Here is a 12,633-nt window from a genome sequence, read left to right as displayed (position 1 = left end):
TCATGCGGCGATATGCGAAGACGCGATCCGAACTGATGGCCATCCTGAACCAGTGCCTCGACAACAACCCCGAGTGCGGCGAATGCGAGCTGCACGCGGTGCGAACGCACCAGCCTGACCACACCGGATGCAACTGGAGCGCCGAGGTCGATTTTCGACAGGAATACGTGGAAAACCTCGACACCCAGCTGGCTGCGGCTAAATCAATTATCGTGGTCATGCGTGAGCAGTACAACGTGCTGCAATAGCCACCGCACCGAATGCCTGCCGCACGTGTTGTGCGGCAAGGCAGCATCAAGCAAAAAGCCGGGTCAGCGACCCGGCTTTTTGCATCCTGGCGCAAGGCCAGATAACACCCCTCTCACCGCTCAGCGGATGGCATTGCACTCCGCTACCGCCACCGCCGTCATGTTGACGATGCGGCGCGTGGTCGCCTGCGGGTTCAGGATATGCACCGGCTTGGCCGCGCCCAGCAGGATCGGGCCCACGGTCACGCCTTGTCCGCCCGTGATCTTGAGCAGGTTGAAGGCAATGTTGGCGGCGTCCAGCGTCGGCATCACCAGCAGGTTGGCACTGCCGGCCAGCTTGGTCGACGGCAGGAAGTGGCGGCGCACGTCTTCGTCCAGGGCGGCATCGCCCTGCATTTCGCCCTCCACTTCCAGGTGCGGTGCCGCCTTGGCCAGGATCGCGGCAGCCTCGCGCATCTTGCGCGCCGACGGACGGGTCGAAGAACCGAACATCGAGTGCGACATCAGCGCGGCCTTGGGATGCAGGCCGAAGCGCGCGATCTCCTCGGCGGCCAGCTGCGCGATCGCGGCCAGTTCTTCCGCGGTGGGATCGTCATTGACGAAGGTGTCGGTGATGAACAGCGTGTGCTTTTCCAGCATCAGCGCGTTCATCGCGGCGAACACCTTGGCACCCGGCGCCAGGCCGATCACGTCGCGCACATGCTCCAGGTGCGCCTCGAAGCGGCCCACGGTGCCGCACAGCAGCGCGTCGGCGTCGCCCATGTGCATCAGCATGGTGCCGATCAGCGTGTTCGAGCGGCGCAGCGCCACCTTGGCCATGTCCGGCGTGACGCCGTCGCGGCCGCGCAGGTTGTGGTATGCCTCGTGGTAGGCGCGGTAGCGCGGATCGTCCTCGGGGTTGATCAGCTCGAAGTCCACGCTAGGTTTCAGGCGCAGGCCGGCCTTCTCGATGCGCATCTGGATCACGTGCGGGCGGCCGATCAGGATCGGGCGGGCCAGGCCTTCGTCGACCACGCCCTGCACCGCGCGCAGCACGCGCTCTTCCTCGCCCTCGGCATAGGCCACGCGCTTGGGCGCGGCCTTGGCGGCCGAGAACACCGGCTTCATGATCAGGCCGGTGTGGTAGACGTAGGTCGTCAGCTGCTGGCGATACGCTTCCAGGTCCTGGATCGGGCGCGTCGCCACGCCGGATTCTTCAGCGGCCTTGGCCACCGCCGGCGCGATCTTCTCGATCAGGCGCTGGTCGAACGGCGTCGGGATGATGTAGTCGGGGCCGAACTTCAGTTCGCGGCCACCGTAGGCAGCAGCAACGGCATCGTTCAGCTCGGCTTCGGCCAGCTCGGCGATCGCCTTCACGCAGGCCAGCTTCATCGCTTCCGTGATCTTGGTCGCGCCGCAATCGAGTGCGCCGCGGAAGATGTACGGGAAGCACAGCACGTTGTTGACCTGGTTCGGGTAGTCCGAACGGCCGGTCGCGATGATGCAGTCCGGGCGCGCGGCCTTGGCCACTTCCGGGCGGATTTCCGGCTCGGGGTTGGCCAGCGCCAGGATGATGGGCTTGTCGGCCATGGTCTTGACCATGTCGCCGGTCAGCACGCCGGCGGTCGAGCAGCCCAGGAACACGTCCGCGCCCTTGACGATGTCAGCCAGCGTGCGCGCCGACGTGTCCTGCGCGTAGCGGGCCTTGTTGGCTTCCATGTTGGCATCGCGGCCAACGTAGATCACGCCCTTGGAGTCCACCACCGAGACGTTCTCGCGCTTCACGCCCAGGCTCACCATGGTGTCCAGGCAGGCAATCGCCGCGGCACCGGCGCCCGACACCGCCATCTTGACCTTGGCGATATCCTTGCCGACCACCTTCAGGCCGTTCAGCAGCGCCGCCGCCGAGATAATGGCGGTGCCGTGCTGGTCGTCGTGGAAGACGGGGATGTTCATGCGCTCGCGCAGCTTCTGCTCGATGTAGAAGCATTCCGGCGCCTTGATGTCTTCCAGGTTCACGCCGCCCAGCGTGGGCTCCAGCGCAGCAACGATCTCGACGATCTTGTCCGGGTCGCGCGCGTCGAGCTCGATGTCGAACACGTCGATGCCGGCGAACTTCTTGAACAGGCAGCCCTTGCCCTCCATCACCGGCTTGCCGGCCAGCGGACCGATGTCGCCCAGGCCCAGCACGGCGGTGCCGTTGGTCACCACGGCCACCAGGTTGGCACGCGAGGTGTATTCAGCGGCGGTGGCGGGATCCTTGGCGATTTCCTCGCAGGCGTACGCGACGCCCGGCGAGTAGGCCAGCGACAGGTCGCGCTGGTTGGACAGCGCCTTGGTCGCGGTTACCTGGATTTTTCCCTTGGTGGGACTGCGGTGGTATTCCAGTGCAGCGAGGCGCAATTGCGCTTCAGGACTGTTCGGGGCATGTTGCGGTGCATCACCGCTGTTCTGGCTGCTCATTGGCTCGTCCGGATAATGGCCCGGTGCCGGAAGCGCCCCTCTCCCGCCAGGGTTCGCGTCGGCCGCAATCGGGAGAGGGACCGGAAGCGAAGAAAAACATCTGGCAGTGAAACTGACGATCCCGACCACAAGGCCGGAAAAATCGAGCAGTTATTCTAGCCCACGGCTTCGTGCAAAGTGCCACCAAAGCCAGTCGGGAAGCCGTTTTTTGCTCGGAATGTTCCAGTAAAACAGCTTTTACCAATGGGTATGCAATGAACGTGCAGAAGCATGCCTCTGCACGCATTTGCACGCAGTTCTATTTCTGCGGCTTTTCGACTTCCAGCTTGACCCGCCGCGGCCGTCCGCTGTCCCCCGGGAAGTCCGTTAGGGCGCTGCGGATCAGGTACGGCATCGTCGCGGGCAGGCTGCCGTTCTCGGTCTGGTTCTGCGCCGTGACCTGGTAGACCCGCTTGCCACTGGCAGCGTCCTTGAAATAGACCCGCAGGTTCGAGAACAGCACCGGTACGTCGCGCACCACCGTCTGCGGCGGCCAGTAGCCCGGTCCCCACGGACCCCACGGACCCCAAGGCCGGTAATATCCGGGACCCCAGTACGGCCCCCAATAGGGCCCCCACGGGCCGTACCAGGGGTCGGGATAGACCGTCTCGGCCACGCGCACGATGCCGGGCGCGGCGTCGTAGTCCATGCTGATGCGGTAGCGCGCCTGCTTCTCCGGCACCTGCTCGTAGCCGACGTCGTACAGCGCCTCGGCCAGCCATTGCTCGTAGGTCTGGCGGTCCAGCTGCCCCGCCTGCTCCGGGGTACGCTCGAAGCTGTAGGTGCGCGGCGCCTCGTTCTGCCAGCCGGGCTGCCGGAACGCGGTGACATCGGTCACCACGGTGCTGGCGCAGCCAGACAGCAGCAGCGCCGCCAGCAGCGCCATCGTGCCCCAGAGCCCTGAGAACCCCATGACCCCAGCGCTTCTTTTTATTTCATTGCCGACACCGCCTGCGCGCTGCCACATAGTGCTACCTCGCTTTCCACACTCTCGAAATCGTCCTGCGTGTCGCTGAGACCACGCGGCACCGGCGGAATTCCCACCGCCCCGGGTGTTCCGGCTGACTATGCCCCGCCACCCCCTTGGCTACAATGAGGACTTCGGCGCCATGCTTCGCCCGCGCGCGCATGGCACCCTCCCCAACGGTCTTCCGAAGACAGGATCTCTCCATGCTGCGCACCGACACGCCCGTTACCGTCTATCGCAAGGACTATACCGCGCCCCCGTTCGCCATCGACCATGCCGACCTGGTGCTCGACCTCGATCCCCAGCGCACCGTCGTTACCAGCACGCTGCGCTTCGCACGCCAGCCCGGCGCCGCCGCCGAAGCGCCGCTGGTGCTGTGCGGCGACGAACTCGAACTGGTCGGCGTCAGCCTGGATGGCAAGCCGGTGGCCAGCGCCACCCAGGACGCCGGCACGCTGACCGTTCCCGGGCTGCCCGCGCAGGGCACGCTGGAGATCACCACCGCGTGCCAGCCCGCGGCCAATACAACGCTGTCGGGCCTGTACGTGTCCAACGGCAACTTTTTCACGCAGTGCGAGGCCGAAGGCTTCCGCCGCATTACCTACTTCCTCGACCGCCCGGACGTGATGGCGACGTTCCGCGTCACGCTGCGCGCCAATCGCGACGCCTATCCGGTGCTGCTGTCCAACGGCAACCTGGTGAGCGAGCAGGACCTGCCCGACGGCCGCCATGAGGCCGTATGGGAAGACCCGTTCCGCAAGCCGTCGTACCTGTTCGCGCTGGTGGCCGGCAAGCTGGAATGCATCGAGGAACGGATCCAGTCCGCCTCCGGCAAGGACAAGCTGCTGCAGGTCTGGGTCGAGGCGCGCGACCTGGACAAGACCCGCCACGCGATGGATTCGCTGGTCCACTCGATCCGCTGGGATGAAAAGCGCTTCGGGCTGGAGCTGGATCTCGACCGCTTCATGATCGTCGCCGTCGGCGACTTCAACATGGGCGCGATGGAGAACAAGGGCCTGAACATCTTCAACACCAAGTATGTGCTGGCCAATGCGGAGACCGCCACCGACACGGACTTCGCCAATATCGAGGCAGTGGTCGGCCACGAGTACTTCCACAACTGGACCGGCAACCGCGTGACCTGCCGCGACTGGTTCCAGCTGTCGCTCAAGGAAGGCCTGACGGTATTCCGCGACCAGGAATTCTCCGCCGACATGATGGGCTCGGAATCCGGCCGCGCGGTCAAGCGCATCGAAGACGTGCGCGTGCTGCGCCAGGTGCAGTTCCCCGAGGACGCCGGCCCGATGGCGCACCCGGTGCGCCCGGACAGCTACGAAGAGATCAACAATTTCTACACCGTCACGGTGTACGAGAAAGGCGCCGAGGTCGTGCGCATGTACCAGACCCTGCTGGGCCGCGACGGCTTCCGCAAGGGCATGGACCTGTACTTCCAGCGCCATGACGGCCACGCTGTCACCTGCGACGATTTCCGCGCGGCGATGGCCGACGCCAACGGCCGCGACCTGACACAGTTCGGCCTGTGGTACAGCCAGGCCGGCACGCCGGTGGTAACCGCGCGCACCGCCTGGAACGGCGACGACGGCAGCCTGACGCTGACGCTGACGCAGCGCTGCCCCAAGGTCGGCATCGAGACCCGCGCCGGCACGCCCGAGAAGCAGCCCTTCCACATCCCGTTCGCGCTCGGCCTGCTCGGCGCCGACGGCAAGGACCTGCCGCTGCAACTCGAAGGCGAGAGCGCGCCCGGCGCGCCCGGCGCGACCACGCGCGTGCTCGACCTCACGCAGGCCGAGCAGACCTTCCGCTTCATCAACCTGCCGCGCGGCACCGAGGCGCCGCTGCCGTCGCTGCTGCGCAATTTCTCCGCGCCGGTGATCGTCGATGCCGAGTACACCGACGCGCAGCTGACCTTCCTGCTGGCGCACGACAGCGACGCCTTCAACCGCTGGGAAGCCGGCCAGCGCCTGGCCACGCGCGCGCTGCTGCAGCTGGTCGCCGACGTGCAGGCCGGCCGCGAACTCAAGCTCGACCCGGCGCTGGTGCAGGCCATGCGCGCAGTGCTGACCGACGACACGCTCAACCCCGCCTTCCGCGAGCAGGCGCTGGTGCTGCCCGCCGAAGCCTACCTGGCCGAGCGCATGGGCGTGGCCGATCCCGCCGCCATCCACCGCGCCCGCCAGTTCATGCGCGAAGGCCTGGCCCGCGCGCTCAAGGCTGACTGGCTGGCCGCCTACAAGGCCAACGCCACGCCCGGCCTTTACTCGCCGGATGCCACTTCCTCCGCCAGGCGCGCACTGCGCAACCTGGCGCTCGGCTACCTGGCCGACAGCGGCGAAGCCGACATGCACGCGCTGGCCGACAAGCAGTACCATGCCGCCGACAACATGACCGACCGCTTCGCCGCGCTGTCGGCGCTGGTGAACAGCTTCGCGCCCGGGCGCGAGCATGCACTCGCTGATTTCTATGAGCGCTTCGAGGACGACCCGCTGGTGATCGACAAGTGGTTCTCGCTGCAAGGCATGCAACGCGGCAGCGTGGGGACACAACCGGGTGGTCCGCACGCCGGCAAGCGCACCATCGACACCGTGCTCAGGCTGATGGAGCACCCGGCCTTCAACCTGCGCAACCCCAACCGCGCGCGCTCGCTGATCTTCAGCTTCTGCTCCGGCAACCCGGCGCAGTTCCATGCCGAAGACGGCTCGGGCTACCGCTTCTGGGCCGACCAGGTGCTGGCGCTCGACGCCATCAACCCGCAGGTGGCCGCGCGCCTGGCGCGGGTGATGGACCGCTGGCAAAAATATGAGCTGACGCTGCGCGACCGCATGCGCGCCGAACTGGAACGCGTGGCCGCCAGCACCTCGCTGTCGCGCGACGTCAGGGAGATCGTCGGCAAGGCGCTGGCCGCCTGAACAATGAGTACGTCAGGGAGGCCCCGCAACGCCCCCTTTGCCCGGCCAGGGCCGGCCGGGCATGTAGAATTGCGGCCATCCAAGGAGAACCAACCATGACTCGCATCAGCCTCACCCGCTACCTGGTCGAGGAGCAGCGCAAGCACAACACGATCCAGCCCGAACTGCGGCTGCTGATCGAAGTGGTCGCGCGCGCCTGCAAGGCCATTTCCAACGCCGTCAGCAAGGGCGCCCTCGCCGGCGTGCTGGGCTCGGCAGGCACCGGCAACGTCCAGGGCGAAACCCAGCAGAAGCTGGACGTGATCGCCAATGAAGTGCTGCTCGACGCCAACGAATGGGGCGGCCACCTCGCCGCCATGGCGTCGGAAGAAATGGAATCGTTCTACGAGATTCCCAACCGCTACCCGAAGGGCGAATACCTGCTGATGTTCGACCCGCTGGACGGCTCGTCGAACATTGACGTCAACGTCTCGATCGGCACCATCTTCTCGGTGCTGCACATGCCCAAGCCGGGCCAGACCGTGACCGAGGCCGACTTCATGCAGCCCGGCACCCACCAGGTCGCCGCCGGCTACGCCGTCTACGGCCCGCAGACCACCCTGGTGCTGACCGTCGGCAACGGCGTGCACATGTTCACGCTGGACCGCGAGGCCGGCAGCTTCGTGCTGACGCACTCCAACGTGACGATCCCGGACGACACCAAGGAATTCGCCATCAACATGTCGAACATGCGCCACTGGGCCCCGCCCGTGCGCCGCTATATCGACGAATGCCTGGCCGGCGAAGAAGGCCCGCGCGGCAAGAACTTCAACATGCGCTGGGTCGCCTCGATGGTCGCCGACGTGCACCGCATCCTGACCCGCGGCGGCGTCTTCATGTACCCGTGGGACAAGCGCGAGCCGGAAAAACCCGGCAAGCTGCGCCTGATGTACGAAGCCAACCCGATGGCCATGCTGGTCGAACAGGCCGGCGGTGCCGCCACCAACGGCCACCACCGCATCATGGACGTGCAGCCCGAAAAGCTGCACCAGCGCGTCTCCGTGATCCTGGGCTCCAAGAACGAAGTGGAGCGCGTCACGCGCTACCACCTCGAAGCCGAAGGCAAGGCCTGAGTCCGGCACACGGCATTGAGACAGGGCGCCCGGTGGGCGCCCTGTTTTCTTTGGGCCCGGCCGGATGGCATGGGCGACACAAAAGGGCTTCACAAGGCCAGAAAACACTGCTACTATTGCGGGCTGTTCCAGTTCACCGGAACTTGTTGCCGAAGTAGCTCAGTCGGTAGAGCAGCTCATTCGTAATGAGAAGGTCGGGGGTTCGATTCCTCTCTTCGGCACCAAAAGAATTCAGGGCATCGCCCACGCAAACCCGGACAGCGTCACGCTCTCCGGGTTTTTTGTTGCCTGCTTTCTGAAACTCGGCTCAGGCCAGCGCAAGTGGATCCTCTAGCGTCTCGATAGGCTCCCACCCTCGCGGCGTCTCGTGCGTCAGCGGGGATGCGGCGCGCATGACGCCGCCGCCGACGCGTCGGCCATGGCGTTCCAGCGAACGGGGTGAGGCAGGCTACCGCCCCAACCGCCGTGCCCACCAATACCGGAACGGATGGTCGAAGTCGGGATAGAGCACAGGCTGGCTGAAGCAGCCAGCGTGCTTCATGAGGAGGAAGGCGACAAGCATGGTCGCCCAAAAAACAAGCAGTTCCACGATGCACGGCCACCCTTGTTTGCCAGGTGGCCGTTTTCATTATAGGGAGCGCTGCCGCTGCGGGGCCGATACCGCACCCCGCACTTACCCTAACGCAGGGTGCGTCAGTACACTCCCGGCACAAACATTTCTTGCGGTACGGGATGCCGCACGTAGTCCTCATGCCGCTCGCGCGCCGGCAGCACGATCGTGGGTGCGTCCACGTCCTGGTAAGGCACCAGGCTGAGCAGGTGGTGGATGCAGTTCAGCCGCGCGCGCTTCTTGTCGTCGGCCTGCACCACCCACCATGGCGCCTCGGCGATGTGGGTGCGCTCGAGCATGATCTCCTTGGCCTTGGTGTAGTCCTCCCAGCGCCGCTGTGACTCCAGGTCCATCGGGCTGAGCTTCCATTGCTTGAGCGGATCGTGGATGCGGCTGAGGAAGCGCAGGCGCTGTTCGTCGTGCGTGATCGAGAACCAGTACTTGACGACCTGGATGCCGGAGCGGACCAGCATCTTCTCGAACTCGGGCACTGAGCGGAAGAATTCTTCGTACTGGTCGTCGTTGCAGAAGCCCATCACGCGCTCGACGCCGGCGCGGTTGTACCAGCTCCGGTCGAACAGCACGATCTCGCCTGCCGCGGGCAGGTGCGCCGCGTAGCGCTGGAAGTACCACTGCGTGCGCTCGCGGTCGTTGGGCGCGGGCAGCGCGGCCACGCGGCATACGCGCGGGTTCAGCCGCTGCGTGATGCGCTTGATCACGCCGCCCTTGCCGGCGGCGTCGCGCCCTTCGAAGAGGATCACCAGCTTGTGGCCGGTGGCCGCGACCCAGCTCTGCAGCCGCACCAGCTCGCCCTGCAGGCGGAACAGTTCGCGGAAATAGTGGCGGCGGCTGTCCTGCTCGGCCCCGTCAGGCAGGTGTACCGGGTCGCCGAAGGCTTCGCTGGCTTCGCGGTCGTCCAGCTCCAGTTCGATCTCTTCGTCGTAGTAGTCGGCAACTTCGTTGTGGATGCGCCGTACCAGCTGTGCCTCGCCCGGTCTCATCTGCTCCTCCTGTCGGATACATCGCGGTCGCGCCGATGCTGGCACGCCAGTGTTGCAGCCGCGTGAACGCCTCCGCGCGCTATGCCGCCGGATTGATGTTGTGGTTGTGGCGGAACAGGTTGTCCGGATCGTAGCGGCGCTTGACCTCGACCAGCCGCGCGAAGTTGGGGCCATAGGCGGCGCCGACCCGGTCGGTTTCTTCCTGGGTCAGGAAGTTGACGTAGACGCTGCCCAGCGCGAACGGCGCCGCGGCGCGGAACACATCGCGCGCCCAGCCAATGCACGCGTCGTCCTCCGCCGCAGTGTCCCAGCGCCCGTGCAGGTTCATGATGAACTGCGCATCGCGGTTGGCGTAGGCGGTGGCGTCCGGCGCCACGCGGTTGGTCTGGCCGCCCATCGCGCCGACAAATACCTCGCATTGCGACGATGGCAGCTTGCCGATCTGCTCGACCAGCATCGCGATCAGGCCGTCGTCGAGCCCGTCGAAGTTGTGCGATTTCCAGTAATTGCGTGCGCCCGGCGTGAGCAAGGGATCGAAGGCCTGTTGCCATGTGGCGAACGGCATCGGTCCGACATGCTCGCCATACGGCGTGCCAAGCTTGCGTAGCGGCTCGACCAGTGCGGGGCCCTGTCCCGGCGGGCCGATATAGCAGATCGCCAGCGCCACGATCGGCTTGCCGTGTGCCTCCGGCGGCAGGAACGGCAGCGGCGGGGCCTGGCGCAGCACCGCCCAGACCGTCAGCTCGTCCGGCATGGACTGGAAGAGATCGCGGAAGGCTGGCAGCACGGTGAGGGCCTGTTCGAGCGGGTAGACGATCAGGCCACCATAGACCTCGGGCCCCACCGGGTGCAACCGGAACTCGAACATCGTGACTACGCCGAAGTTGCCGCCGCCGCCGCGCAGCGCCCAGAACAGGTCGGGATGCTCGTCGGCACTGGCGCGCACCAGCTTGCCTTCGGCGGTGACCACGTGCGCAGAGACCAGGTTGTCGACGGTGGTGCCAAACTTGCGGCTGATCCAGCCGAAGCCGCCGCCCAGCGTCAGCCCCGCGACCCCCGTGGTCGAGTTGATGCCCAGCGGCGTGGCCAGCCCGAAGGCCTGCGCTTCATGGTCGAAGTCGCGCAGCGTGGCGCCGGGTTCGACCCAGGCGCGCTGCGCCTGCGGATCGATGCGCACCGAGCGCATCGATGACAGGTCGAGCACCATGCCGTCGTCGCAGATCGCGAGCCCGCCGATATTGTGGCCGCCGCCGCGTATCGACAGCAGCACGCCGTGCTCGCGTGCGAAGTTGACCGCGGCCATCACGTCAGCGACGCCTGCGGCCTGCACGATCAACTGCGGCCGGCGGTCAATCATCGCGTTCCAGATGCGGCGGGCTTCGTCGTAGGCGGCGTCGGCGGGCTGCAGCAGCCGGCCGCGCAGTTGCCCCTTTAGTGACTCAACATGTTCTTGCGATAACTGGCCCATGATCTGTCTCCCGATGCGAGTTAGAACCATCGGACGACGCGCGGCAGCCGGGGTGAAGAATGATGGCCACGAGAACCGATGACTTCACCATTTAAGGCAGGCCCCCGCTGAATGTAAACGCGGCATGCAACGCGTCCGGCTCAAGTGCCGCAACGCGATCATGCCGCCGTGGCGGCCTATCATGGAAGCACGCCGGCACGGTGCAACGGCGCCGACCGGCTGCGCAATGGACACAACCAGCCACCCACCCCTGTTCCTGTGCGGCGATGTGATGACCGGGCGCGGCATCGACCAGATCCTGGCGCATCCCAGCCAGCCGCTGCTGCACGAGTCGTATGTGCACTCGGCGCTCGACTACGTGCACCTGGCCGAGCGCAAGGCGGGGCCAATAGCTCGGCCGGTGGCGCCGGCGTATCCGTGGGGCGACGCGCTCGCGGAACTGGATCGCCGCGGCGCACGGCCGCGCATTGCCAACCTGGAAACAGCGATCACCACCAGCGACGACGCATGGCCCGGCAAGGCCGTGCATTACCGCATGCATCCGGGCAATGTCGACTGCCTGCAGGCCGCGGCCCTCGACTGCGTGGCGCTGGCCAACAACCACGTGCTCGACTGGGGACGCGCGGGCCTGGCAGACACGCTGGCTGCGCTCGATGCTGCGCATATCGCGCATGCCGGCGCCGGCCCCGATGAGGACAGCGCGATGCAGCCGGCGTGGCTGCCGCGGCCGGGCGGCGGCCGTGTCGCGGTCTATGCCTTCGCCATGCAGAACAGCGGCACGCCCGCGGCATGGCGCGCCACCGCCGGCCACTCCGGCGTGACCCTGCTGGATGACTGGTCCGCCGCCTCGTGCGACCGCATCGCGGCGCGGATCAGCAAGGACAGGCGCGCCCGCGACCTCGTGGTGGCATCGATCCACTGGGGTGGCAACTGGGGCTACCACATCGATCCCGCGCAACGCGCCTTCGCGCACGGGCTGGTGGAAAGGGCCGGCGTGGATATCGTGCATGGACATTCCTCGCACCATCCGCTGGGCATCGAGCTGCATGCGGGCAAACCCATCCTCTATGGCTGCGGTGACTTTATCAACGACTACGAGGGCATCGGCGGCTACGACGACTACCGGCCGGACCTGGCGCTGATGGTGTTCGTCAGCTTCGATGCGGCAGGCAACGCGGACTTGCGGCTGGTGCCGCTGCGGCGCAGCCATTTCCGGCTCAAATATGCGGGCGAAGTCGACATCGCATGGCTGCTGGCGATGTTCGCCTACGAAGGTCGCGCGCTCGGCACCCGCGTCGAGCGCAGCGCGCTGCACGAACTGCGCATATCGACGGGGTGAGACGGCACGCATGAAAAAGCCCGCCGGCATGGCGGGCTCTTGCGGCACGTACCGCCAGGCTACGGTGCGGCGCTAGTGGCGATGGATCATATGGTCGAACCATGTGCGCACCGACTGCTCCTGCTGCTGCAGCAGCGTCGGATCTTTCTCGCGCATGACCCAGATGACAAGTGCGGCACAAGCGACCAGGGCGATCAGCGCCAGTGCCGTGATCATTGCGGCAGTCATAGCAACCTCCTGTGAGAGACTGGTTGCACCTTCAGTGTAGGTCGGATCGCGCGCGATGTCGGTGCCTGCAAAAGCAGGAAGGCCAGCCGCATTGGCTGGCCTTCCGGTATCTCAAGTGCCACGTGATTCGGTTCCGTGTAACGCTTCCACAGTTTGCTGGTCCGCTTCTGCATTCACTGCCCGAGTCTAGCTCTCTCGCCCATCCTGCGGCACCCCAGGACATACCTGCAGGATAGTACAAATTCGCGCGTG

At 66.2% G+C, this 12,633-nt stretch carries 9 protein-coding genes and 1 tRNA gene; 5 read left to right on the top strand and 5 right to left on the bottom strand.

Features of this window, described 5'->3' with window-relative positions; all coding sequences use genetic code 11:
* Positions 1 to 2 precede the first annotated feature (2 nt).
* A complete protein-coding gene (locus CTP10_RS04360) occupies positions 3 to 248 on the top strand; it encodes a hypothetical protein (protein WP_116317487.1) in 246 nt (81 codons plus the stop codon).
* A gap of 120 nt (positions 249 to 368) precedes the next feature.
* On the opposite strand, the gene CTP10_RS04355 is transcribed toward CTP10_RS04360, so the two are convergent.
* Both CTP10_RS04355 and CTP10_RS04350 read right to left on the bottom strand, forming a co-directional pair.
* Positions 369 to 2,690, bottom strand: a complete 2,322-nt coding sequence (locus CTP10_RS04355; RefSeq protein ID WP_116317486.1) for an NADP-dependent malic enzyme — start codon at positions 2,688 to 2,690, stop codon at positions 369 to 371.
* A 298-nt stretch (positions 2,691 to 2,988) separates the two neighbouring features.
* On the bottom strand, positions 2,989 to 3,615 hold the full coding sequence (locus CTP10_RS04350) for a DUF4136 domain-containing protein (RefSeq protein WP_116317851.1): 627 nt from the start codon (positions 3,613 to 3,615) through the stop codon (positions 2,989 to 2,991).
* Positions 3,616 to 3,899: 284 nt separating this feature from the next.
* Between CTP10_RS04350 and pepN the strand changes: the two genes are divergently transcribed.
* From pepN to CTP10_RS04335, 3 genes are all read left to right on the top strand, one after another.
* On the top strand, positions 3,900 to 6,623 hold the full coding sequence (gene pepN, locus CTP10_RS04345; RefSeq protein ID WP_116317485.1) for an aminopeptidase N: 2,724 nt from the start codon (positions 3,900 to 3,902) through the stop codon (positions 6,621 to 6,623).
* A 95-nt stretch (positions 6,624 to 6,718) separates the two neighbouring features.
* Positions 6,719 to 7,735: a class 1 fructose-bisphosphatase gene (locus CTP10_RS04340; protein ID WP_116317484.1), complete on the top strand. Its 1,017-nt coding sequence runs from the start codon at positions 6,719 to 6,721 to the stop codon at positions 7,733 to 7,735.
* 148 nt (positions 7,736 to 7,883) lie between these two features.
* Positions 7,884 to 7,959, top strand: a tRNA-Thr gene (locus tag CTP10_RS04335).
* Positions 7,960 to 8,428: 469 nt separating this feature from the next.
* On the opposite strand, the gene ppk2 is transcribed toward CTP10_RS04335, so the two are convergent.
* On the bottom strand, positions 8,429 to 9,346 hold the full coding sequence (gene ppk2 / locus CTP10_RS04330; protein ID WP_116317483.1) for a polyphosphate kinase 2: 918 nt from the start codon (positions 9,344 to 9,346) through the stop codon (positions 8,429 to 8,431).
* Positions 9,347 to 9,425: 79 nt separating this feature from the next.
* Positions 9,426 to 10,814, bottom strand: a complete 1,389-nt coding sequence (locus CTP10_RS04325) for an FAD-binding oxidoreductase (RefSeq protein ID WP_116317482.1) — start codon at positions 10,812 to 10,814, stop codon at positions 9,426 to 9,428.
* Positions 10,815 to 11,040: 226 nt separating this feature from the next.
* On the opposite strand from CTP10_RS04325, the gene CTP10_RS04320 reads away from it, so the two are divergent.
* A complete protein-coding gene (locus tag CTP10_RS04320) occupies positions 11,041 to 12,153 on the top strand; it encodes a CapA family protein (RefSeq protein WP_233527955.1) in 1,113 nt (370 codons plus the stop codon).
* Between the two features lie 72 nt (positions 12,154 to 12,225).
* Here the strand turns inward: CTP10_RS04320 and CTP10_RS04315 are convergent, their stop codons facing one another.
* Complete coding sequence (locus CTP10_RS04315; RefSeq protein ID WP_199414499.1) at positions 12,226 to 12,381, bottom strand: hypothetical protein; 156 nt, start codon at positions 12,379 to 12,381, stop codon at positions 12,226 to 12,228.
* Positions 12,382 to 12,633: the final 252 nt, after the last annotated feature.

Origin of the sequence: Cupriavidus sp. P-10 (assembly GCF_003402535.2) — a bacterium.
Taxonomy (GTDB): domain Bacteria; phylum Pseudomonadota; class Gammaproteobacteria; order Burkholderiales; family Burkholderiaceae; genus Cupriavidus.
Note: the sequence above shows the minus strand (reverse complement) of the source record. Positions and strands in the feature narration are given on the sequence as shown.

Bases quoted from the DNA above. Each gene is read 5' to 3' on its own strand.
- CTP10_RS04315 (WP_199414499.1), bottom strand. From the start codon at position 12,381: ATGACTGCCGCAATGATCACGGCACTGGCGCTGATCGCCCTGGTCGCT.
- ppk2 (WP_116317483.1), bottom strand. From the start codon at position 9,346: ATGAGACCGGGCGAGGCACAGCTGGTACGGCGCATCCACAACGAAGTT.
- CTP10_RS04350 (WP_116317851.1), bottom strand. From the start codon at position 3,615: ATGGCGCTGCTGGCGGCGCTGCTGCTGTCTGGCTGCGCCAGCACCGTG.
- pepN (WP_116317485.1), top strand. From the start codon at position 3,900: ATGCTGCGCACCGACACGCCCGTTACCGTCTATCGCAAGGACTATACC.
- CTP10_RS04325 (WP_116317482.1), bottom strand. From the start codon at position 10,814: ATGGGCCAGTTATCGCAAGAACATGTTGAGTCACTAAAGGGGCAACTG.
- CTP10_RS04360 (WP_116317487.1), top strand. From the start codon at position 3: ATGCGGCGATATGCGAAGACGCGATCCGAACTGATGGCCATCCTGAAC.
- CTP10_RS04320 (WP_233527955.1), top strand. From the start codon at position 11,041: ATGGACACAACCAGCCACCCACCCCTGTTCCTGTGCGGCGATGTGATG.
- CTP10_RS04355 (WP_116317486.1), bottom strand. From the start codon at position 2,690: ATGAGCAGCCAGAACAGCGGTGATGCACCGCAACATGCCCCGAACAGT.
- CTP10_RS04340 (WP_116317484.1), top strand. From the start codon at position 6,719: ATGACTCGCATCAGCCTCACCCGCTACCTGGTCGAGGAGCAGCGCAAG.